The 22,291-nt window shown below is 71.2% G+C and carries 22 protein-coding genes; 8 read left to right on the forward strand and 14 right to left on the reverse strand.

Going from position 1 to position 22,291, the window contains the following annotated elements; translation table 11 throughout:
• Positions 1–112: 112 nt before the first annotated feature.
• Positions 113–754, reverse strand: a complete 642-nt coding sequence (locus JOE55_RS02350; protein ID WP_204781895.1) for a TetR/AcrR family transcriptional regulator — start codon at positions 752–754, stop codon at positions 113–115.
• 122 nt (positions 755–876) lie between these two features.
• On the opposite strand from JOE55_RS02350, the gene JOE55_RS02355 reads away from it, so the two are divergent.
• Together JOE55_RS02355 and JOE55_RS02360 are read left to right on the forward strand one after the other, a co-directional pair.
• Positions 877–2,238 (forward strand): YhgE/Pip domain-containing protein, encoded by a 1,362-nt coding sequence (locus tag JOE55_RS02355; protein ID WP_204781896.1) that lies wholly within the window; start codon positions 877–879, stop codon positions 2,236–2,238.
• A 97-nt stretch (positions 2,239–2,335) separates the two neighbouring features.
• Positions 2,336–2,971, forward strand: a complete 636-nt coding sequence (locus tag JOE55_RS02360) for a DNA-3-methyladenine glycosylase I (RefSeq protein ID WP_204781897.1) — start codon at positions 2,336–2,338, stop codon at positions 2,969–2,971.
• Positions 2,972–3,044: 73 nt separating this feature from the next.
• Here the strand turns inward: JOE55_RS02360 and JOE55_RS02365 are convergent, their stop codons facing one another.
• Positions 3,045–5,453 carry an ATP-binding cassette domain-containing protein gene (locus tag JOE55_RS02365; RefSeq protein WP_204781898.1) on the reverse strand — a complete coding sequence of 803 codons (2,409 nt, stop codon included), beginning with the start codon at positions 5,451–5,453 and terminating at the stop codon, positions 3,045–3,047.
• Positions 5,454–5,609: 156 nt separating this feature from the next.
• On the opposite strand from JOE55_RS02365, the gene JOE55_RS02370 reads away from it, so the two are divergent.
• Positions 5,610–7,373: an ABC-ATPase domain-containing protein gene (locus tag JOE55_RS02370; protein ID WP_204781899.1), complete on the forward strand. Its 1,764-nt coding sequence runs from the start codon at positions 5,610–5,612 to the stop codon at positions 7,371–7,373.
• Positions 7,374–7,376: 3 nt separating this feature from the next.
• Here JOE55_RS02370 and JOE55_RS02375 read toward each other — a convergent pair whose 3' ends face one another.
• The 6 genes from JOE55_RS02375 to JOE55_RS02400 form a co-directional block, all read right to left on the reverse strand.
• Positions 7,377–7,808 (reverse strand): pyridoxamine 5'-phosphate oxidase family protein, encoded by a 432-nt coding sequence (locus JOE55_RS02375; RefSeq protein ID WP_204781900.1) that lies wholly within the window; start codon positions 7,806–7,808, stop codon positions 7,377–7,379.
• 49 nt (positions 7,809–7,857) lie between these two features.
• Entirely contained in the window at positions 7,858–8,655 is a 798-nt protein-coding gene (locus JOE55_RS02380; RefSeq protein ID WP_204781901.1) for an SOS response-associated peptidase, read from the reverse strand.
• Positions 8,655–9,380: a lipoate--protein ligase family protein gene (locus tag JOE55_RS02385; RefSeq protein WP_024290256.1), complete on the reverse strand. Its 726-nt coding sequence runs from the start codon at positions 9,378–9,380 to the stop codon at positions 8,655–8,657. Before JOE55_RS02385 ends, JOE55_RS02380 begins: the two co-directional genes overlap by 1 nt.
• On the reverse strand, positions 9,377–10,009 hold the full coding sequence (locus JOE55_RS02390) for a nucleosidase (protein ID WP_338125404.1): 633 nt from the start codon (positions 10,007–10,009) through the stop codon (positions 9,377–9,379). The genes JOE55_RS02385 and JOE55_RS02390 overlap by 4 nt, the downstream gene beginning before the upstream one ends.
• Positions 10,010–10,061: 52 nt before the next feature.
• Positions 10,062–11,300 carry a hypothetical protein gene (locus JOE55_RS02395; protein WP_204781902.1) on the reverse strand — a complete coding sequence of 413 codons (1,239 nt, stop codon included), beginning with the start codon at positions 11,298–11,300 and terminating at the stop codon, positions 10,062–10,064.
• Positions 11,301–11,407: 107 nt separating this feature from the next.
• Positions 11,408–12,163 (reverse strand): YggS family pyridoxal phosphate-dependent enzyme, encoded by a 756-nt coding sequence (locus JOE55_RS02400; protein WP_239546394.1) that lies wholly within the window; start codon positions 12,161–12,163, stop codon positions 11,408–11,410.
• Between the two features lie 368 nt (positions 12,164–12,531).
• Between JOE55_RS02400 and JOE55_RS02405 the strand changes: the two genes are divergently transcribed.
• Entirely contained in the window at positions 12,532–12,909 is a 378-nt protein-coding gene (locus JOE55_RS02405) for a hypothetical protein (protein WP_204781904.1), read from the forward strand.
• On the opposite strand, the gene recQ is transcribed toward JOE55_RS02405, so the two are convergent.
• From recQ to JOE55_RS02420, 3 genes are all read right to left on the reverse strand, one after another.
• A complete protein-coding gene (recQ, locus tag JOE55_RS02410) occupies positions 12,902–14,752 on the reverse strand; it encodes a DNA helicase RecQ (RefSeq protein WP_204781905.1) in 1,851 nt (616 codons plus the stop codon). The genes JOE55_RS02405 and recQ overlap by 8 nt on opposite strands.
• Before the next feature lie 112 nt (positions 14,753–14,864).
• Positions 14,865–15,743, reverse strand: a complete 879-nt coding sequence (locus JOE55_RS02415) for a siderophore-interacting protein (RefSeq protein WP_204781906.1) — start codon at positions 15,741–15,743, stop codon at positions 14,865–14,867.
• Between the two features lie 125 nt (positions 15,744–15,868).
• Entirely contained in the window at positions 15,869–17,149 is a 1,281-nt protein-coding gene (locus JOE55_RS02420; protein WP_204781907.1) for a serine hydrolase domain-containing protein, read from the reverse strand.
• Positions 17,150–17,370: 221 nt separating this feature from the next.
• Between JOE55_RS02420 and JOE55_RS02425 the strand changes: the two genes are divergently transcribed.
• Positions 17,371–17,970: a hypothetical protein gene (locus tag JOE55_RS02425; protein WP_204781908.1), complete on the forward strand. Its 600-nt coding sequence runs from the start codon at positions 17,371–17,373 to the stop codon at positions 17,968–17,970.
• Here the strand turns inward: JOE55_RS02425 and JOE55_RS02430 are convergent.
• A complete protein-coding gene (locus tag JOE55_RS02430; RefSeq protein WP_338125487.1) occupies positions 17,886–18,668 on the reverse strand; it encodes a LysR substrate-binding domain-containing protein in 783 nt (260 codons plus the stop codon). The genes JOE55_RS02425 and JOE55_RS02430 overlap by 85 nt on opposite strands.
• Positions 18,611–18,934, reverse strand: coding sequence for a helix-turn-helix domain-containing protein (locus JOE55_RS02435; RefSeq protein ID WP_204781910.1), 324 nt, complete (start codon positions 18,932–18,934; stop codon positions 18,611–18,613). The genes JOE55_RS02430 and JOE55_RS02435 overlap by 58 nt, the downstream gene beginning before the upstream one ends.
• A 105-nt stretch (positions 18,935–19,039) precedes the next feature.
• Between JOE55_RS02435 and JOE55_RS02440 the strand changes: the two genes are divergently transcribed.
• The 3 genes from JOE55_RS02440 to crcB are packed head-to-tail and all read left to right on the forward strand — an operon-like array spanning position 19,040 to position 20,664.
• A complete protein-coding gene (locus tag JOE55_RS02440; RefSeq protein WP_204781911.1) occupies positions 19,040–19,681 on the forward strand; it encodes a flavodoxin domain-containing protein in 642 nt (213 codons plus the stop codon).
• Positions 19,682–19,723: 42 nt separating this feature from the next.
• Complete coding sequence (locus JOE55_RS02445) at positions 19,724–20,275, forward strand: fluoride efflux transporter FluC (RefSeq protein ID WP_204781912.1); 552 nt, start codon at positions 19,724–19,726, stop codon at positions 20,273–20,275.
• Positions 20,275–20,664 carry a fluoride efflux transporter CrcB gene (gene crcB / locus JOE55_RS02450; RefSeq protein WP_204783177.1) on the forward strand — a complete coding sequence of 130 codons (390 nt, stop codon included), beginning with the start codon at positions 20,275–20,277 and terminating at the stop codon, positions 20,662–20,664. The genes JOE55_RS02445 and crcB overlap by 1 nt, the downstream gene beginning before the upstream one ends.
• A 66-nt stretch (positions 20,665–20,730) precedes the next feature.
• Here crcB and JOE55_RS02455 read toward each other — a convergent pair whose 3' ends face one another.
• Positions 20,731–22,251 carry an SDR family oxidoreductase gene (locus JOE55_RS02455; RefSeq protein WP_204781913.1) on the reverse strand — a complete coding sequence of 507 codons (1,521 nt, stop codon included), beginning with the start codon at positions 22,249–22,251 and terminating at the stop codon, positions 20,731–20,733.
• Positions 22,252–22,291 lie beyond the last annotated feature (40 nt).

Genomic DNA, 22,291 nt, shown 5'->3' on the forward strand with positions numbered 1-22,291 from the left:
CTCGCGGGCCGTCAGGCCGACGAGAGGCGGTCGACCCGTGAGCCGTCCGCCGGACGCATGCTCATCAGCCCCCGGCGCATGACGCAGATGCGGATGATCACAGACAGTCTAGTCATGCCCGAGACATGCGCTGATCATCACTGGGGATGATCGTGAACGCATCCCACACGGGATGCAGGAGGCTGTCGCCGACGGGTGCCTGCACGCGCATCTCCTCGCCGTCGCGCACGGCCACGAAGAGACGGGCCAGGACGTCGACGGGCAGCTGGAGCCGCACCCCATGGGCCTGGGCGTGTCCCAGCGCCTCCTCGGCCGCTCCCAGCAGACGCTCGTACTGGTCCTCGACGACCCGGCGCATCTGCTCGCTGCGACGGGAGGCCAGGTGCATCTCGAGCCGGAACAGGTGCCAGTCGGAGCCGTTGGAGACCCCTGCGATCGCGTCGAAGACCTCTCGCAGGATCCTGCCGATGGCCATGCCCGATTCGAGCTGCTCGACCACGCGGTGCGAGAGCAGCTCGACCAAACCGTCGACGTGGTCCACGTAGATGGCTGCGGCCAGCTCCTCCTTGGACTCGAAGTTGCTGTAGAAGGCACCGCGGGTGAAGCCCGCCGCCGAGCAGATCTGCGCCACACTGGCTCCACCGATCCCGCGCTCCACGAATACCCTGGGTGCAGCCTCGATCAGGCGGCGTCGAGTCTGCGTGCGCGATCGCTTGGCGACCTCCGTGTCGGCATCCGCCCCTGCGTCGTGCATCTCACGTCCCTTCGAGTTCCCGTCGAGTCCTGTCAGTGCAGTGCTCGAGTGTAGCGTGGATACCAGACATTCAATACATCAGTGTATTGAGAATACCCGAAACGTCAAGCGAGGAGCACAAATTGACACCTTCTCCCAAGCCAGACACGACTCGGCCGATCGTGCGAGCGCTGCCGCGGACCGTCCGCTGGGTGCTGCCGCCGCTGGCCGTCATGGCCATCGGCTTCCTGGGCGTCCTGCTCTACATGGGCGGGCTCGGCTCGCCCCAGCAGAACCTGCACGAGTTCCCGATCGCCGTGGTCAACGAGGACGAGGGCGCGCAGATGCCCGGGCCCGACGGCAAGCAGACCGACGTGCAGATGGGCCAGGAGATCGCCGACGCGATCGTGGCTCAGGGCGATGACAGCGACGAGGTGGACTTCCGTCTGCTCTCCCGCGAGGACGCCGAGGACGCCCTGCACCGCGGCAATGCCTACGGCGCGATCGTCGTGCCCTCGGACTTCAGCCAGCGCTCGACCGCGCTGATCAGCGCCTCGCTGGGCGGCGACGGCGACGGCCAGCAGCCGGTGATCGACATCGTCACCTCCCCTCAGGCCGGGTCCATGACCTCCCGGCTGGCCACTGGCGTGATGGATCCGGCCGTCTCGTCGGCGTCCTCGAACCTGGGCGAGCAGCTGCTGCCGAGCGCGCAGAGTCAGATCCAGCAGCTCGAGAAGGCCGACGGCCCGACCCCGAGCCTCACCACGGTCGCCGAGGGCACGCTCAGCGATCCCATCGTCGAGAACCAGACGGTCTGGGAGGAGCTTCCCGACGGCGCCGCCCTGGGCATGGGTCCCTTCTACTGGGCCATCGTGGCGCTGGTCGTGGGCCTGTCCGGCTCCGTGGCGGTGTCCACCCTCGTGGATGGGCTCAACGGCGTGACCCCCTGGGAGATGGGCCCCTCGCTGAAGTTCTACCCCCCCACCGGCATGTCCCGGCTGGCGACCTTCGCGCTCAAGCTCGGCATCGTGATCATCGGCGCCGCCGGGGCGTCGGGGCTGATGATGCTGGCCGGGGCAATGGTGGATGTCCCCATGCCCAACGGCGGCACGCTGTTCCTGGTGACCTGGCTGGGCATCGTGACCTTCGGCGCGGCGACCCTGTCGCTGATCACCGTGATGGGCAGCGCCGGGATGCTCGTGGCCATGTTCTACCTGGTCTTCATGGGCCTGCCCTCGGCCGGGGCCGTCTCCCCGCCCGAGGCGCTGCCCGGGTTCTTCCACGGGCTGTCCCAGTGGGAGCCGCTGCACTACCTGTGGCTGTGCACCCGCGACGTCTTCTTCTTCGACGCCAAGGCGGATGCCGGTCTCGGCACCGGTGTGCTCGGACTGCTGGGCGTTCTCGCCGCGTTCCTCGTGCTGACCGTGATCGTCAGCCCGCTGTGGGATCGGATCTCCGGTCGCCGCGGGCTCATCCACGGCAAGGGCAAGCACGCCGCGGTCTGAGCCGCAGGCACCCCCGGCGGGTTCGCCGGACCGTAGGATCTCGGCGGGCGCGCGGCAGCGCGCCCGCCGTCTTCCGTCTCTCGAGCCGAGGAGCCCCATGAGCGATCCGAGCGCCGACCATCCGGGAGCCGCGCCCGACGAGCACGGGCTCGTGCGCGGCGACGACGGGCTGCTGCGCCCCGAGTGGGCGGCGGCCGGCCCGCTGCTGAAGCAGTACTACGACACCGAGTGGGGCATGCCGATCCGCGACGAGCAGGGACTGTTCGAGCGGCTGAGCCTCGAGGCCTTCCAGTCCGGGCTGTCCTGGGCCACGATCCTGCGCAAGCGCCCGGCCTTCCGCGAGGCCTTCGCCGGCTTCGACCCGGAGGCCGTGGCCGGATTCGGCGACGACGACGAGGCCCGCCTGATGGCCGATGCCGGCATCGTGCGCAATCGGGCCAAGATCCGGGCCACGATCACGAACGCTCAGGCCACGATCGCGCTGCGGGACGAGGGCGGGCTGGCGCAGCTGATCTGGTCCTTCCAGCCGGAGACCACACCGCAGCCGCGGACTATGGCCGAGGTTCCCACCCAGTCGCCGGAGTCGAAGGCGATGTCGAAGGCGCTGAAGAAGGAGGGCTTCGTGTTCGTGGGGCCCACGACCATGTACGCGCTGATGTCGGCGATCGGGATGGTCGACCTGCACCTGATGGGCTCCCACCGCCGGGGCGCCTCGGGGATCTGGCCGGCCTGAGCACGCTCGACGGCGGACAGAGGCCGACCGGCCCGTCATGGCAATGGGGCCGATGCAGGGTCGGCCGCCGTCGTCAGTCCTGCACGTATTCCGCCAGGTGCTGCCCGGTCAGCGTGGAGGCGTCCTCGAGGAGCTGGCGCGGGGTCCCCTGGAAGACCATGCGCCCGCCCTCGGTGCCCGCGCCCGGGCCCAGGTCGATGATCCAGTCCGCGTGGGCCATGACCGCCTGGTGGTGCTCCACGGCGATCACGGTGCGTCCGCCGTCCACGAGGCGATCGAGCATCTCCAGCATGGCGGCTACGTCGGCCAGGTGCAGGCCGGTGGTCGGCTCGTCGAGCACGATCACCCCGCCCTTCTCCCCCAGGTGCGCCGCCAGCTTGAGGCGCTGACGCTCGCCGCCGGACAGCGTGGTCAGCGGCTGGCCGATCCGCAGGTAGCCCAGGCCCACGTCCTGCAGCCGGGCGAGGATCTTCTGCGCGGCCGGGATCCTGGCCTCTGCGCCGGCGAAGAACTCCGCAGCCTCAGCCACCGACATGGACAGCACCTGGGCGATGTCCTTGCCGCCGAAGGTGTGCTCGAGCACGGAGGCGTCGTAGCGGCGCCCCTCGCACAGCTCGCACGGGCTGGAGACCGAGGCCATGACGGACAGATCGGTCTCGATCACCCCGGCGCCGCCGCACTGCGGGCAGGCGCCCTCCGAGTTCGCGGAGAACAGCGCGGGCTTGACGCCGTTGGCCTTGGCGAAGGCCTTGCGGATGGGCTCGAGCAGACCCGTGTAGGTGGCCGGGGACGAGCGCCGCGATCCCCGGATCGGCGCCTGGTCGATGCTCACCACGCCGTGGGCCTGCGCGGCATCGGCCGGCAGCGAGCCGTGGACCAGCGAGGACTTGCCCGACCCGGCCACGCCCGTGATGACGGTGAGCACGCCCAGGGGGATGTCGACGTCGACGTCCTGGAGGTTGTGGGCATCCGCCCCGCGGATCTCGAGCGCGCCGCTCGCCCGACGGACGTCGTCCTTGAGGCGGGCGCGGTACTCCACGTGGCGCCCGGTCAGGGTCTCGGAGGCGCGCAGCTCGTCGAAGCCGCCCTGGAAGGTGATCCGCCCGCCGTCGGAGCCCGCCCCGGGGCCGAGGTCCACGATGTGGTCGGCGATGCGCATGACCTCGGGCTTGTGCTCGACGACCAGCACGGTGTTGCCCTTGTCGCGCAGGCTCAGCAGCAGGCGGTTCATGCGCTCGATGTCGTGCGGGTGCAGGCCGGTGGTGGGCTCGTCGAAGACGTAGGTGACATCCGAGAGCGCCGAGCCCAGGTGGCGGATCATCTTGGTGCGCTGGGACTCGCCGCCCGAGAGCGTGCCGGTGGCTCGGTCCAGGGAGAGGTAGCCCAGGCCGATGTCGATGAACGAGTCCAGGATCTGCTGAAGCGGCTCCAGCAGCGGACCGGCCGAGGTCAGGTCGCGGGTGCGGACCCACTCGGCGAGCTCCGTGATCTGCATCCGGCACAGATCGGCAATGGACTTGCCGTCGATCAGCGACGACAGCGCCGCCTGGGACAGCCGGGTGCCGCCGCACTGCGGGCAGGTCGAGAAGGCGACGGCCCGGTCCACGAACTCCCGGATGTGGGGCTGCATGGACTCGCGGTCCTTGGAGAGCATGGAGGTGCGGATCTTGGGGATCAGGCCCTCGTACGTGGTGTTGATGCCCCGGAACTTGATGCGCTCGGGCTCGTGGTGCAGGAAGTCGTGCAGCTCCTGCTCGGTGTAGTCGCCGATCTTCTTGGTCGGGTCCAGGAAGCCCGACTCGGCGTAGTAGCGCACGGACCAGCCGCCGGCCTTGTAGCCGGGGACCTTGATGACGCCCTCGTCCTCGAGCGACTTGGTCGGGTCGTAGAGCTCATGCGGATCCAGGTCCGAGACCATGCCGCGGCCCTCGCACTCGGGGCACATCCCGCCGGTGCGCGTGAAGGAGCTCAGCTGCTTCTCCTGCCTGCCCTTGGCCACGGTGATGGAGCCCTTGGCCGTGACCGACGGCGTGTTGAACGAGAACGCCGGGGGCGGACCGATGTGCGGGTCCCCCAGCCGGGAGAACAGGATGCGCAGCACCGCGTGGGCGTCGGTGGCGGTGCCGACCGTGGAGCGCGGGTTCGAGCCCATGCGCTCCTGGTCCACGATGATCGCGGCGGTCAGGCCCTCCAGCAGATCGACGTCCGGGCGCGCCATGGACGGCATGAACCCCTGCACGAACGAGCTGTAGGTCTCGTTGATCAGACGCTGCGACTCCGCGGCGACGGTGGAGAACACGAGTGAGGACTTTCCCGAGCCCGAGACCCCCGTGAAGACCGTGAGTCGGCGCTTGGGGATCTCGAGGTCGACGCCCTGCAGGTTGTTCGCCCGCGCGCCGAGCACGCGGATGAACTCATGGGCTCGCTCGGCGGTGCTGTCCCGGCCGCTGCCGGCGGCGTCACGGGGGGCTGGATCGCTCATGAGGCACCAGAGTACGGAAGGCCCCCGACGATGCGGCTGGGCACGCCACGGCGCCGCTCGACGCACGAGGGGCGCCACCGCGGCACCCGTCGGAGACGACGCGGACGGCGTGGCCCTCGCTGGCCGAGACGCCGAGCTCGTGCCTAGCCTGGAGGGATGCGCACCCTCGATGACCTCCGCCGTGAGCTCGCCCGGATGGACGGGCGCGGCTACCCCGCCTACCGCGATCTGCAGGGTGCCTGGGACCTGGGCCCCGCGGTCCTGCACGTGGATCATGTGCAGTCCGATCCGTATGCGCCGCCGTCGAAGATCCGCCTGGTGCTCGATCGAGCGGCGACCGCGGTGCCAGCCGAGCTGGTGCGCGAGCACTCCCAGCGCGTGGCCGCGGGCGATCACCTGAACCGCGTGTTCTGCGCGGCGCTGCAGCGGGTCACCCCGAGCGGCCACGACAAGTCAGCCGGCTCGCTGCGGATGATGACCCCCGGCCAGCAGGTCCTGGAGCGCACGGCCGTGCTCGTCGGCCCCGAGCGCCTGGAGCTGCGTCTGGAGGCCGCGCTGCCGGCCGGCGGGCGACGGATCCGCGGCCGAGCGGCGACGGTACTGCTGGCCGAGGCCCTGCCCGAGGCGGTGGAGCGCTCGCTGCTGCCCGGCGCCCTGGACGTCGAGGCGCTGCGGAAGCATGTGGAGCTGGTGCTGGATCAGCTGGATCTTCAGTCGCAGCTGCGCGAGCGCGGGCTGATCGCCTTCGTGGGCGAGGGCTCGATCCTGCCGCGGGCCTCCGGAGACTCCGACCTTCCGCTGCGCCGCGGCGCACAGCCCCTGCAGTGCCCCGAGACCCTGCGCACGAGCTTCGAGCTGCCCAGCGGCCGGATGGTCACCGGCATGGGGATCTCGGAGGGCATCACGGTCATCGTGGGCGGCGGCTACCACGGCAAGTCCACGCTGCTGCGAGCCCTGGAGCGCGGGATCCATCCGCATATCGCCGGCGATGGACGCGAGTGGGTGCTCACCCGTCCCGACGCCGTGTCCATCCGAGCCGAGGACGGACGCAGCGTGGCCGGCACGGACATCTCCCCGTTCATCGGGGGGCTTCCGCAGGGCACCGACACCTCCGCGTTCGTCACTGCCAATGCCAGCGGCTCGACCTCCCAGGCCGCCGGTCTGGTCGAGGCGATCGAGGCGCGCAGCCCCGCCCTGCTGATCGATGAGGACACCTCGGCCACGAACTTCATGATCCGCGACGCTCGCATGCGCGCTCTAATCCCGGCCGATGCCGAGCCGATCACGCCGTTCATGGACAGGATCGGGCCGTTGCACCGCCAGCTCGGCGTCTCGACCGTGCTGGTGGCCGGCGGCTCCAGCGCGTTCTTCGAAGCGGCCGATCATGTGATCGCCATGGAGTCCTACCAGCCGCGCGATGCCACCGCGCAGGTGCGGCAGCTGATCGCCGAGCATCCGGCGGCTCTGGAGGAGGGCGATGACGAGCTCTTCCCGCACGGCGTGGACCGCGTGCTGCCTGCCGGAGCCCTGGGCGCCCCGCGCCGCGACGGCGGCTCCGTGCGCGGCCGGCGCGAACGGGGATCGAGCGGGGACGGCGAGCGCCCCAAGCCGTCGCGGGCCCGGGGACTGCACACGATCCAGCGAGGCCACGAGGACGTCGACCTCTCGGCGCTGGCCCAGCTCATGGAGCCGGGCCAGACCCAGGCGATCGCCCTGGCGCTGGACGCTGCGGCCGGGCACCTGGACGGGACGACGACAGCGGCCGCGGCGATCGATCGGGTTCTCGAGACGATCGACCGCGACGGCCTGGACACGCTGTCCGCGCATCGGGGGCATCCAGGCGACATGGCCAGGCCGCGTCGCGCGGAGATCCTGGCGGCGCTGAGCCGCTGCCGGAGCCTGGCCGAGCGCTCGAGCTGAAGCTCAGAAGGAGGCCTCCTCCGCGTGCGGGGGCACCTGCGTGGCGTCGACCCACCGGGCCCACACGACCGATAGCCCCACCAGGATCGCGGTCTCCGGATCGGGATCGCCTCCGGGGTGGGCCTGAGCGAGCGCCTGACCGGCCTGCCCTGCCTCCGGGCCGGTCAGGACCTGAGCCTCAGCATGGGCCTGGATCTCATGACCCTGGCCGTCCACCGCCACAAGCGAGACCTTGGGGTTCGACTGCAGGTTGAGGGCCTTGCGCGATTCCTTCGACGTCCCAAACACGATCAGACCGGACGGCGTGACGGCCGTGTTGACCCACGCGGACTCGGGGAAGCCGCCGTCGACCGGCTCGGTCGCCACGACCACGCCTCCGACGTCCGCGACGAAGGCCGCCAGCGCGGCGGACGGGTTCTCGGTGAAATCGCTCATGGATCCTCCTGCTCGGTGCCGCCGGGGCGGATCCCCCAGTGCTCCCACGCTAGAAGAGGGAGGCCACCGGCTCGACGAGTTCCGGCGAATTGTTCCGCACGCCGCCCACGGCCTGGCCCACCGGCCTCAGCTCCCACGTGGCCGCCACCGTCTCGTGCTGGGCCACCACGCGCTCGATGAGGGCCTGGGCTCCGTCCTTGTCCTCCGCGGAGGGGTCGAGCCAGGCATCGAGGGCATCGCGATCCATGGCCACCGGGATGCGGTCGTGGATCGCGGCGAGCTCGGCCAGGGTCTCGTCGTCGCTGTCCGGATCCGGGGAGTCGGCGGTGAGGATCGAGCACGAGAGGATCCACTGGCCCTGCGGGTCCTGCCACCACTCGTAGAGCCCGGCGAACCAGATGTTCTCGGACTCGCTGGGCGGGTGGATGAAGTACGGCTGCTTGGCCGGAGCGTCCTTGGTGCCCTTGGCGGGCTTGCCGTCGGGTCCGAGCCGCTTGCGCCACTCGTAGTACCCGTTGGCTGGGATCGCGCAGCGCCGCTTCTTCACGGCCGCGCGGAACGAGGGCTTCTCGGCGGCGGTCTCCGAGCGCGCGTTGAACATGCGGGCGCCCACGGAGATCTCCTTGGCCCACGACGGCACCAGACCCCAGCGGGCCACGTGCAGCTCGCGCAGCACCTGGCCCCCGTCGAGCCGCTCCAGGACGATGGGCACTTCGGTGGTGGGCGCGACGTTCCAGTTGGCCCGCAGCTCGTCGAGGTCCTCGCCCTGGAAGTGCTCGCCGGGGGCGGCATCGACATCAGCCATCAGGTCCCCGGCGGCCCGGGCGATCACATAGCGTCCGCACATCAGAAGGCCTGCTCTCTCAGTGATCCGTAGCCCATGTGGCGGGCGTACATGCCGTAGACCTTGCGCACCGCGGCCTCGACCTCCGAGACGCGGGTGCCGGGGCGGAGGTCGTCGACGGCCCCGCAGGTGCCGGGATCCCACTGCAGGCCGAGGTCGCGGTAGACGTCCGTGAGCACGGAGCGCAGCGGCTCGGACTGCTCCACGACGATCACCGTGGAGAAGTACCAAGCATCGGAGACGACGCGCTGGGCGGCACCGGCGAGCTTGATCTGCGCCTGCGCCCGATCGACGGTGCGCCCCGTGCCGTGGACGCTGTGCTCCCCGGGGCAGTACTCCCCCGGCAGCTCGCCGACATCCGCATGGACCTCGAGCTCCTCGAGGGCCGCCACGATCATGTCGCCGAAGAGCTCGAAGCGGTCCTGGATCCCGGCCTTGGGATCCTCCGAGGGCTCGATGTGGTCGATGATCAGACAGCCGCGGTGGTAAGCGGCCGCCCGCCCGCCGACCTTGCGCACGAGCGGGGTGAAGGCGCTGCGCCGAGCGGAGCGCTCCGCTGCGCCGAAGCCGGCCAGCAGCTCGTCACGGCGCCCGAAGGCCACCGTGGGCCGGGGCTGGTAGAGCCGCAGCACGGGCTCGCGGCTGGCCCGCACTGCGCGCAGCATCCGCTCGCCGGCGGTGTAGTCCAGCTCGGGCCCCAGGGAATCGCGCTGTCGGATCAGCTTCATACCTCGTCCTCCGGTCGATTCGACGCTGCGTCGGCCGGTGCGCCGGAGACCAGCTCGTGGTGATGGGCCCGGTACCAGGCGGCGAGCTCGCGCGCGGAGATCTGCACCCGCTCGAGCCATTCGAGGGCCTGGGAGTCGGCGTCGTCGGAGACGTGCTTGGCCATGCGCAGGGACACGCCCAGCTCGCGGCAGGCCGTGGCCACCGCGAAGCCCTCCATGTCCACCAGGTGGGCCCGCTCGGCCAGGGCATCGCGCACCGGCCCGCCGGCCACGAGCGAGTCGCCGGTGGCCAGCACGGAGCCGTCGCCGGTCTGCCCCAGCTCGGACAGGCGGATCAGGTCATCGGGATCGGAGCCCATGGCGCGCATGAGCTCGGCGTCGATATCCCGGTTGAGGATCTCGGAGGGCTCGCAGACCCCCGACAGACCGGGCCGCAGGCCGCCGCAGCTGCCCAGGTTCACCACCCTGAGCCCACGGCGCTCGGCCGGCGACGGAGCCCGTTCGAGCACCGCACGGGCCGTGACCGCGGCGGCTCGGGACATGCCGATCCCGGTCAGGACGACGTCGGCCTCCGGTGGCAGCTGCGCGGTCTCCGCCGGATGCGCCGCGATGACGAGCACTCGATTCACGCGCCCCACTCTAATGGGGCGCACCAGCCCGGCGGCGCAGGCGTCGTGGTGCTCAGCGCGCCCCGGGCTCGTCGTCGTCCTGCGCGCGCTCCTCCCAGTACGTCCGTCCCTGATCGGCCACCAGACGACGCCGCGAGTCCGGGAACCCGGTGTGCTCACCCGGCCTCAGGGCCCGTCCGCGCCGCGTCGCGTCCCGGTGGCGCCCGCCTCGGCCGCTCAGCGCCGAGGCCGCCCCGTGCGGGTCCGACGATGTGCCGCTGCCCCAGGGGCGCCCCACCAGGGATCCGATGAGGACGCTCAGACCGCCGCCGATCACGAGGGCGCTCACCGCTGTGCCCCACGGGGTGATCGTCCCGACCACGAGGCGGCTGCCGACGACACCCGCGAGCCAGCCGATGGTCAGCAGACCGAAGCCGACGTCGAACTCCGTCAGCCAGCGCGGCTGGTCGACGTCCACGAGCGGGGCCAGTGCCGTGGCCAGCATGATGTGTCCGACGGAGGCGCCGGTGAGCATCTGCGGCAGGAAGATCAGCGTGCCGAGCGCGGCCACGGGCGGCACCATGGTCCGCACGACCGGGCTGTGGCTGTCCACCAGGTTTCCCAGACAGGCCACGCCGGCTCCGGCCCAGAAGCACGTTCCGAGCGTGAGGAACAAGTTCACGGTCGCGGCGTCGGAGAGGAACTCCACCCCGGAGAGCACCGCCATGAACGTGGTCGGAGCCGAGACCTGGGTGGTGCCGGCGGCCAGCGCCACGACCATCCACACCGTCAGCGCGGCGAAGGCGATCACCCACGCCCACTGCCGCAGCAGCAGGGGCGCCAGCAGCAGGTCGATCACCGCTATGCACACCGGATAGACCGCGATCATGGCCACGAGAAGCCGGGGCACCGGCAGGGGGCCGTCGCTGAGCAGCTCGGCGACCACCAGGACGCCCGCGGTCGGGATCAGGGTGATGAAGTACGTGCCGATGCGTCCCGCCAGGATCCGGGGCCCGACGCGCGGCGGCTGGCTGAGGACGGTGTGGGCGACCAGCATGCCGCTGATCGTCATGGCCGCCTGCAGGCAGATCGTGGCGAAGAGGTAGCTGCGCTCATCGGCCTCGGAGCGCCAGGGGATCCAGACCCCCGGGGCCCCGCCGGCTGCCAGCGAGGTGCTTGCCATGCACAGCCCGAGCAGGGCCAGCAGGGAGAGCACGTTGCGCGCGCCGAACAGGTTCCGTCGGCGCCGCTCCCCCATCTCCATGACCAGGGGATCCGCATACTCCGAGGTCTCGGTGCGACTTCCGCTCATGCGCAGATCTCCTTCGGGGGCTCCGCCGCTGCCGTCACAGGGCCTTTGCGGGAGGGCAACAATACCCTGCTGCCCCGGCCCCGCTCAGATCAGGCGGGGCCCCCGCCTCAGGGGCGCGGGCGCTGGCCGAAGATCGCGCGCCCCGCCCGCACGCAGGTGGCTCCCTCGGCGATCGCCAGCTCGAGGTCGCCGGACATGCCCATGGACAGCTCGCCATCGCCCACGAAGCCCGGGCCGTCCTCGCGCGCCCGATCGCGCAGCTGACGCAGGAGCCGGAAGCAGTTGCGCACCCGCTGCTCGTCCTCGGAGTCCATGGCGATGGTCATCAGCCCCGTGACCCGCAGCGTCTCGAACTGCTCCAGCTCGCTCAGCAGCTCGGGCAGCTGCTCCGGGGCCAGCCCGGACTTGGACTCCTCGCCGGAGGTGTTGACCTGGACCATCACCTCGAGGCTGCGCCCCTCTCCCTGTAGGCGGCGCTCGAGGGCCTCTGCGGTGCGCAGGCTGTCCAGGGACTGCAGCTCGTGGGCGAAGGCCGCCACGTCCTTGGCCTTGTTGCGCTGAAGATGCCCGATCACCGACCAGCGCAGCTCCAGGTCGGCGAGCTCGGCGGCCTTGCCCGCGGCCTCCTGGACCTTGTTCTCCCCCAGCTCCCGGCACCCGGCGGCGACGGCGGCGCGCAGCCGCTCGGCGGGCACCGTCTTGGACACCGGCAGCAGGCGGATGCCCTCCGGATCGCGTCCGGCTTCCCGCGCCGCCGCTGCAATGCGCTCGCGCACGCCCTCGAGGCCGGCGGCGATCTCACGGGCCTGCTCCTGCGCGGAGGAGTCGTGCGTCCGGTGAGGTTGCTGAGTCGTCGAATCCATGAGCTCCACGGTAGGTCACCGTCGGTCGAGCCGCTTCCCCGACCCATGGGCCGGCCAGCGTCTAATTCGATCCATTCGCATCGGGTTGTGACGACGCGACCGTCCCCGCTCATCTGGGGTCAGATTTCGACCTAGATGTGATCGACAACACCCGGCAACTCGCGTTGCCCCAGTTCAATGCACAACTGTTCGGGGGATGTCGTGATCACTGCCCCTCTCTGTGGTGACGCGTCACGCACTCTGACCTGCGGCATTGATTACTTTTCAAGCGTTTCGACATGCCGTGCACAGCGCGGCGCCGGCGCCCCCTCATCTCGCCGGTGCGAACCGGGTGGTTCGCATGTCACAGCACTCAAGGGAGAGACACCATGGCCAAGAAGCGGCCGAACACCCGGGCAGCTCGCACCACCGAGACCGCCCTCGAGCCCGCCCTGCGCCGGACTCGCCTCATGAAGGCGTCCTCGGCCGTCTCCGCCTCCGCGCTGGTCGCCACGATGGCGGTGGGCTCCACCATCGCCGCCGCCCCCCGCCTACGCCGCACCCATCGAGCGGCCTTGCCGTGCGCTTCCCGCATCGAGTGGCGTGGTGGTGTGCGTTTTGATGTCGAAACGCACACCACCACGCCACTCGATGACAGCGGGTCCTCGATCGCGCGCCGCGACGCCACTCGATGGGGCGAGCGCCGAAGCGGCGGCGCATCAGACAGCTTCAGCGGCCTGCGGATGATGACGGGACGGGTCAGCTGAGGGTCCGGGTGACCACGTCGACGACGGCGGAGCCGTAGCGGTCCAGCTTCTTGGCGCCGATGCCGCTGACGCCGTGGAGGTCCGAGGTGGTCTCCGGGCGGCGCTGGGCGATCGCGATCAGGGTGGCATCGGCGAACACGACGTAGGCGGGGACCTCCTGCTCCTTCGCCTGGGCCGTGCGCCACTTGCGCAGCGCCTCGAAGATCTCCATCTCCTCCGGCGTGAGCTCGCTGCGCGCCGCGGCGGCCGTCGTCCGCGATCCGCGCGGGGCCGAGGCCCTGCTGCGCCCCGACTCCTTGCGCAGCTCGAGCGTGGTGCGACCGCGCAGGACGCCGTCGGCCTCGGGCCCCAGGGCCAGGGTGGCGTAGTCCCCCACCGCGGCCAGGACGTCGCGGGCCAGCAGCTGCCGGACCAGGCCCTTCCACTGCTGCGGGCTGAGGTCCTGGCCGATGCCCCACACGCTCAGCGCCTCGTGGTTGGACTCGGTGGAGCGGGGATTCGGCTTGCCGCGCAGGATGTCGATGAGCTGCCCCGAGCCGAAGTGCTGGCGACGCTCGCGGTCCAGGCGGATGATCGCCGAGAGGATCTTCTGCGCGGGGACGGTGGCATCCCAGCCCTGGGGCGGGTTCAGGCAGTTGTCGCAGTTGCCGCAGGGCTCACCGGTCTGCCCGAAATAGCTGAGGATCTGCACGCGGCGACAGGTCATCGTCTCGCACAGCGCGAGCATGGCGTCCAGGTGCTGGCGCTGCGAGCGCTGGTGCTCGGCGGTGCCCTCGGACTGATCGATCATCCGCCGCAGCTGCACCACGTCCTGCAGGCCGTAGGCCAGCCAGGCGGTCGCTGGCAGACCGTCGCGACCTGCGCGGCCGGTCTCCTGGTAGTAGCCCTCGATCGACTTGGGCAGGTCCAGGTGGGCCACGAAGCGGACGTCGGGCTTGTCGATGCCCATTCCGAAGGCGATCGTGGCGACCATGACCACGCCGTCCTCCCGCAGGAAGCGTGCCTGGCGCTGCGAGCGTTCGGATTCGGTGAGACCCGCGTGGTAGGCCTCGGCGTCGATCCCCTGCTTGGACAGGAACGCGGCGGTCTGCTCCACGGACTTGCGGGACAGGCAGTAGACGATGCCGGCGTCTCCGGGGTGCTCGTTGCGGATCAGGGACAGCAGCTGCTGGCGCGGCTGGTCCTTCTCGACGATCCGGTACTGGATGTTGGGCCGGTCGAAGCTGGCCACGAAGTGCTGGGCGTCCTGCAGGGACAGCCGCTGCGTGAGCTCTTCATGGGTGGCCTGCGTGGCCGTGGCGGTCAGGGCGATCCGGGGGACGTCGGGGAAGCGCTCGGCCAGCACGGACAGGCCCAGGTAGTCCTTGCGGAAGTCGTGGCCCCACTGGGACACGCAGTGCGCCTCGTCGATCGCGAACAGCGAGACCTGCACCCGCGAGAGCAGCTGCAGGGTGCGCGGCTGCACGAGCCGCTCGGGGGCCATGTAGACCATGTCGAGCTCACCGGCCAGCAGCCTCCGCTCGATCTCGTCGGCCTCCTCGAAGGACAGCGACGAGTTCAGATACGCAGCGTTCACGCCGACGGCGGCCAGGGCGTCGACCTGGTTCTCCATCAGCGCGATCAGCGGGGAGATGACCACGCCCGTGCCGAAGCGCATGAGGGCGGGGATCTGATAGCACAGCGACTTGCCGCCGCCGGTGGGCATGAGCACGACGGCGTCGCCGCCTGCGGCCACGTGCTCCACGATCTCCGCCTGCTTGCCGCGGAAGGACTCGTAGCCGAAGACCGATTCGAGGATCCGCAGTGCCTGGGTCTCCAGCTGGGGTGCTGTGGAGGTCGTCACGCGGAACCCGGCCTGCCTCTCGTGCTCGCGGATCGGTGCCGTCGGGCCCGGGCCCGACGAGATGCCCGAGCAGTCTAGCCCTCGGACCTGCCACGCGGGGGTGGCTGCGGGTTCAGCGACGACGCCGCGGGTCGGCCCGCGTGCGGTCCTTCCAGTAGCCGTGGATATCGAGCTGGTGCTTGTTCAGCCGCACACGCTCGGCGATCCGCCCGCGCAGGGCCTTCATGGCGTGCGACTCCCCCGCCGCGAAGACGAAGAGCTCCTCAGGATCCCCGAGATCGAGCTCGTCCACGGTCGGCTCCAGGAGACTGAGGCAGCCGTCGGGAAGGGGTGTGGAGTCGCGGTGCATCCACCGGATCTGCACGTCGGCCCCGGTGCGGGAGGCCAGCTGCTGCTCCTCGGCGGCGTCGGCCACCTCGATCACAGCGCTCACCCGAGACTCAGCCGGCGCCTCCTCGATCAGCCGGGAGATGGCCGGCAGGGCGGTTTCATCGCCCAGGGCCACGTAATGCGCAGCAGCTGGGAACTGACGGGCGCCCTTGGGGCCGAGCACGCCCAGTTCATCGCCCGCAGCCGCGCGCAGGGCCCAGCTGCCGGCGAGCCCGTGGTCGTGGAGCACGAACTCGATCAGCAGCTCGCCCTGACCGTCGGAGGCCTCCGGGTCGAAGCCGCGCACCGTGTAGCTGCGCGTCTGCGGCTTGCGCCCGCCGGGCCAGCGCAGGCCCTTCTCCGTGGACTCCGGCATCGGCAGCAAGCCGGTGGACGGATCCGGGAAGAGCAGCTTGACCTTGTCCGAGGGCGCGAACTCCCGGAACGGGAAGCCGCCCAGGTCCTCCCCGGTCAGCACGATCCGACGCAGCTGCGGGGTGATGTCCTCGACGCGGACCACGCGCAGACGGCGGATGCCGATGCCCTCGCGCTTGCGCTCCGGGCGCTCCTCACGACGATCGCGCGTGCTCTCGGGCAACGACCCACGACGGTGCTTCGACATGACGGCCTCCTGGGAACGAGATCAGACTCACCACGCTAGCCAGGGGATGGGGTATGCGCCACACGCAGCAGGTCTGCGACAGGCGCCTCGTCGTCCCGGATCCTGAGCGGCGGCCGCACCCCAGCTCACAGCTGCAGGGCCGAGCCCTCCCCTGCCGCGGCTTCGCCGGCGGAGCCGTCGGCCTGAGAGCCGGGCAGCGTCTCACCCGGGCAGGTCGCGGAGAACGCGGCCAGCAGAGCGGCGTTGGCGTCAGGGACCGGGCCGCCCGGAACCCACGAGCGGCCTGTCCAGGCCACCGCCATCCGGCGGGAGGCGTCCACCGTGGAGAACGACAGCGTCTGGGTGCCGAACCCGGCACCGTCATGGCCGATCAGCCGCTCGGGCTGCCCCGAGCTGTCCAGACAGCGGCTGGCCGCGACGTAGAGGCCGAAGCCCATGCCCGCCTCGGCGGCCGCGCCCCGCGGCGTGATCATCTGCTCGACCAGCTCCGGGTCCACGAGCTTCCCGCTCAGCAGCGCTCCCGAGAAGCTCGTGAGGTCCTCGGCCGTGGCGTAGACGCCGCCGGCGCCGGAGAAGATCGACGGGTCGATCGTGTCCAGAGCCACGAGCCCCTCCTGGAACCGTCCGTAGGGCATGAGGTGCCGCCCGCGCACGATGGTGGATTCCTCCAGGCGGGAGTGGTGCATACCCGCAGGGCGGAGCACGCGGTCGCGGAGGAGGTCCTCGATCCGGGTGCCGGAGACCTCCTCGAGCATGATCGACAGCACCACGTAGCCGGTGTTCGAGTAGGCCATCGCCTCCCCGGGCTCGAACAGCCAGTCCAGCTCGCGGGCGGTGCGCACGAGCTCGCGCTCGGGGTAGTGCTTGGCGATCGCGGCCTTCAGCTGCTGAGAGGTGACGGCCTCCTGACCATCCCCGACGCCGAGCAGGGTGTAGATCCCGTCGGGCATCCCGGAGGTGTGGTTCATCAGCTGGGCCACCGTGACGTGGCCGTGGCCGGGGTACAGATCCGGCACGACGTCGTCGATCGTGGTGTCCAGGCTCCAGCGCCCGGCCTCGATCTCCTGCATGACCATGGTGGCGACCATCCCCTTGGTCACCGAGGCGACCCTCGCCCGATCCTGGGGCTTGGTCGAGTCCCGTCCGATCTGCCGCAGGCCGGCCGCCGTCTGGAAGCCTCCGGAAGCGCCGACGACGGAGGCGACGACGCCCACCGCGCCGTCGTCCACCATGGCCTCGAGGGCGTTCTGGATCGCCTCGCGCCGGAAGCCGATGTCCTGTCCCTTGCCCTTGCCGTTGCCGCCGGGGGCGGCATGCGCGGGTGCGGCGACGGCGGCGGAGGCCAGCACTGCTCCGGTGATCAGCTGACGACGGGACGGACGGGCGAGGTGCGACGGCGAGGTCATGGCGGAAGCCTTCCAGTGGCGGCAGGCACCGGCGACGGACCGGAGCATGCTCGGGTGGTCAGGTGAGCACGACCCTATCGCCGCTCCGAGGGCGCCTCAGGACGACGGCCGCCTCTGCCCGGATGCGGCGAATCCCACGACGTTGTTGAATGGAGATGCTGCGGAAGCCCCGTTGGCCGCCTCTTACTCCGGCCGAGATCCGCGCAGATGACAGGAGACCCATGAAGCTCGCACCCCGTCACCTCGCCGTCACCGCGGCCCTCGCTCTGGCGCTCACCGCCTGCGGCTCCGACGACGACAGCGCCGATCCCACGACGCCGGCCGAGGAGACCTCGCAGGCCGCGAGCTCCCCGGAGGCCAGCCCCTCGACGGGGACCGAGCAGACGGGGCAGCCAGAAGGGTCGGCCGAGGAGACGGCGGAGGACACGAGCTCCCCCGCACCGCACTCCGCCCCGGTCGAGCAGGGAGCCGTGCCCGCCAACCCGGGCCCGGAGGACATCCCCGGCTTCACCGAGGACCCCGCAGCAGGGCAGGACCCGGCGGCAGGCCAGGACCCGGCCCAGCAGGGCCAGGGTGAACAGCCGAGCCAGACCGGCACCAGCCAGGGCCAGGCCGCCCAGAATCCCGCGGGGCTCTCCGACGAGGCCTTCGCCCACTTCCAGGCAGGCGGCGCCTGCTACTCGGACTTCTTCCCCGCCGGCATCCCCAGCGCCTCGGCCCTGCAGGAGATCAAGGACTACTGCGCCACCACCGACCCGGCGGACTGGGATGTCACCGACGGCGTCCCCAACCCGTTCGGGGTGCCCGACCCCGTCATGTGATCCGCTCCTGCTGGCCCAGGCGCTCGCGGATCAGCGCCATCGTCGCCGCGGCGCGCGGTCGGCTCCGCATCGGGCGACCAGGCCAGGACCACGGGCTCCACGACGGCGTCGCGGGCCAGCGGCACAGTCACGATCGGGAGGCCCTCGCGGCTCAGCGGCACGGGCGCGGGCAGGTATTGGATGCTGAAGCCCAGGCCGCGGGCGACCAGCGAGCGCATGAGCTCGAAGTCGGCGGTGCGGTGGGCGATCGTCGGGCTGAGTCCGAGCCGGCGCAGCTGGGTGAGGGTGGACTGCGCGCTGGGCGGCTGGTTGAAGAGGATCAGCGGCTCCTCAGCCAGTTCCGACGGCTCGATCTGCTCTCGATCCGCCAGCCGATGGCTGCCGGCGAGTGCGACCATGGGCTGCGCCAGGAACAGCTGTCGCCGCGGCAGGTCGGGGGGAAGCGCCAGTTCGTAGGCGATCAGCATGTCCAGGGACCCGTCGCGCACCAGCTGGGCGAGCTCGGTTCCGGAGCCCTCCCGCACGGGCAGCTCCAGCTCCGGATGCCGCTGCGCCAGTGCCGTCCACAGCTCGGGGACCGCGGTGGGTGCGAGCGTGGTGTAGCAGCCCACGGAGACCGGCCCGCTCAGCGCGTCCCCGCTCAGACCGCGTGGCAGCTCGCCGGCGCGGCGCAGCAGATCGCGCGCGGCCTCCGCCAGCTTGCGGCCCGAGGCGTGGGCGTGATCCCCCGAGCCCGATGCCGCAGGACCAGGCGCGTCTGCATCCGCCGCTCCAGATCCGTGACCGCCTGCGCCACCGAGTTGGGGCTCAGGTGCCGAGCCTGGGCGGCCGGGGCGAATCCCCCGTGCTCGGCGGCGGCGACGAAGAGATCCAGCTGGCGCAGGGTGAATCCGGGGTCCATGGACTCCGAGGCAGCAGGCGGCGTGGCCGCATCGTCGCGGTTGTCGTGCTGGTCAGCGGCCATAACGCATCTCACCTGCGGAAGATGGACTCTTATTCGCAGTTGAACAGTAGTTGAGACGCGCCTCACAGTAGAAGGACACAGCATCCGAGGCCCGCAGAGGACCCCATGGCGACCACAGCTCTTCTCTGGGCCGTCCATCGCGACTTCCTGCGCTACATGTCCCGGATCGAGGACGGGCAGGTGGCCGCCGTCGACGGGGCCCAGCAGCTGCCCGACACGGATGCCGCCGCACCGACCCGCGCCCGGCGTGCATCCCCCGAGGGGCTGCCGATGCTGGGCATCGTGTTCGGCACCGAGTCGGGCAATGCCGAGCTCGTGGCCGAGGAGCTCGGCGCGGCGCTGAGCGAGCACCTGGACGTCACGGTGCGCGACATCGCCTCCCTGGATCCTCAGGATCCCGCGAGCGCGCTGGAACTCGAGGTGCCCCACCTGATGATCTGCTCGACCTACGGCGACGGCGAGCTGCCGGTCTCCGCGCGCCCGTTCTGCCAGGCGCTGCGGGAGCAGGCGCCGTCGCTGGAGGGCCTGCGCTACGCGATCTTCGGGCTGGGCGATCACTCGTACCACGCGACCTACTCGCGCGGCGGCGAGATCCTGGACGAGACGCTGCGGGCCTGCGGGGCCCAGCGCGTGGGCGAGTTCGGCCGGCACGACGCAGCCGCGGCCATCCCGCCGCACGACGCAGCCCGCGCGTGGGCGCAGGGCGCGGTCGAGGAGCTGACGGGAGTCGCGCAGGCGCTGGGCTGAGGGTGAGAGGATGCTCGCTGTCTCTCGCCCGGAAGGATCCCCATGGCCCCGCGCTCAGCCGTCCCCTCGCCCGCTGCTGCCCCGCGGCCTGCGCACCTGCGGGCGGGCGCGATCGCCCTGGTGCTGGTGGGCGGGACGCTGGGCACGGCCGTCCGCGAGGCAGTCTCGCTGGTCCTCGGCACGCCATCGGGATTCCCGCTGGGCATCCTGGCCGTCAATCTCCTCGGCGCCTTCCTGCTCGGGCTTTTGCTGGAGGCACTGGCCCGCCGCGGCCCTCACGAGGCGCCGCTGAGACACCTGCGCCTGCTGCTGGGCACCGGATTCATGGGCGGGTTCACGACCTACAGCACGCTGGCCGTGGACGGGGCGCAGATGCTCGGCTCCGGGGCACCCGCGCTGGGTGCGGTCTATCTGCTGGGCAGCGTGATCGCCGGCGGCATCGCGGCATGGGCGGGCATCGCTGTGGCCGCGGCGCTGCGGCCTGACGCAGGCGCGGACTCCAGCCCTGAGGCCGACTCTGACCTCATGGCCACATCCGACGCGGGCCCCGCAACCCACCCCAGCACCGACCCTCGTTCGGGTGAGGGCCGATGATGACGCCGCTGCTCTCCCTGGCGATCGCCGTGGCCGGCGGCATGGGAGCGGTCTGCCGCTTCGTGCTCGACGGACTGCTGACGTCCCTCTCGGAGGCCGACTTCCCGTGGCCCACGGTCCTGATCAACATCACGGGCTCGCTGCTGCTGGGCCTGATCACGGGACTCACCGTGAGCGGGCTGCTGCCCGAGGCCTGGCGCCTCGTGCTCGGCACGGGGTTCCTGGGCGGCTACACCACATTCTCCACGGCCAGCGTGGACACCGTCCGGCTGCTGCAGCGGCGGCGCTGGGCGGCAGGCATCGTGCACGGGCTGGGGACGCTCGTGATCGCGGTCGGTGCGGCAGGACTCGGGCTGGGCCTGAGCCTGTGGCTCGGGCCAGCGGCCTGACACCGGCCTCAGCCGGTCCCAGGCGGCTTCCCCACTCAGCCGGGAGGGCCGGTCCGGCCACCCCGCTCAGTCAGCCGCGCCCGTTCGGTCTCCCCTCTCAGCAGCCCGGTCTGCTCCCCGCTCAGCCGCCCGCGACAGGATGTTGCGCGCCATGGACGGGAAGATGAACCCGTGGAACGGGTACACGCCCCACCAGTAGGCCTTGCCTGCCGCTCCCTGCGGGAAGAAGATCGCGCGCTGGCGGTACTCTGTGCCCCCTCCGTGCTCAGGCACCGCGGACAGCTCGAGCCAGGCCTGTCCCGGGGCCTTCATCTCGGCGTGCAGCAGCAGGGTACGGGTACCGTCGGGCCCGGTGGTGATCGACTCCACGCGCCACCAGTCCACGGCCTCGCCCACGACCAGGCGGTCGCGGCTGCGCCGGCCCCGAGCCAGTCCCACTCCCCCGGCCAGCTTGTCCATGACCCCGCGCACCGACCAGGCCAGCGGCCACGAGTACCAGCCGTTGTCCGCGCCGATCGCCTGGATCACGGCCCAGACGTCGTCCGGTGAGGCCGAGCCGGAGCGGCTGCGTTCATCCACATAGACCCTGCGCCCCGCCCAGTCCGGATCCGAGGGCAGCGGGTCCGAGGGCGGAGTGTTGGCCGCAGAGGCCCAGGTGGTCTCGACCTCGTCGGCTGCCAGTTTGCCCAACGCCAGGCGCACGGCCCGGCGGTAGCCCGTGAGCCCGTCGGCCGGCGGGGCGATGTACTGATCGATGTCGTGGTCATCCGTCACGGCGTCGTGCTGCAGGGACTGCACCAGCGGCACCGCCAGCGGGCGCGGGATCGGCGTGGTGAGCGCGACCCACCAGCCGGCCAGCCGGGGCGCGGGGATCGGCAGGGCGTAGACCCGGCGCTGGGCCAGACCGGCCTCGTGCGCGTAGCCGTACATGATCGCCCCGTAGGTCAGGACCTCGCGCGAGCCGATACCGAAGCGGCGGTTGGTGCCCTCCGGGATCTCGGGGGCGTGGACCAGGTAGTGCAGCAGGTCCCGCACCGCGATGGGCTCGATCCGGCGCAGCACCCAGCTGGGCGCCGGCATGACCGGCAGGTTCTCGGTGAGGTGGCGGATCATCTCGAACGATGCCGAGCCGGAGCCGATCACCACGCCGGCCTCGAAGACCACCGCGGGGACGTCGCCCGCCAGCAGCGCATCGCCTACCGCGGTGCGCGAGCGCATGTGCGGGGAGAGCTCCACGCCCTCCGGGTGCAGCCCTCCCAGGTAGACGATCCGACGCACTCCGGCCCGGGCGGTGGCGGCTGCGACCGTGCGCGCCATGGCCAGCTCCGTCGCCTCGAAGTCCGAGCCCGAGGACATCGAGTGCACCAGGTAGTAGAAGGTCTCCACGCCGCGGGAGGCCCTCTCCACGGTCTCGGCGTCGCCCAGATCGCCCTGGACCACCTCTACGTCCTGGCGCCACGGCACCCCCTCAAGGCGCTGCGGCGAGCGCACGAGCACCCGCACCGCATAGCCGGCCTCCAGCAGGCGCGGCACCAGGCGCCCGCCCACATAGCCGGTGGATCCAGTGACGAGCACGCGATGAGTCATGCACCACACACTACGCCGGAGCACCGACGACGCATGCGCC

It is taken from the genome of Kocuria palustris (genome assembly GCF_016907795.1).
GTDB lineage: Bacteria > Actinomycetota > Actinomycetes > Actinomycetales > Micrococcaceae > Kocuria > Kocuria palustris.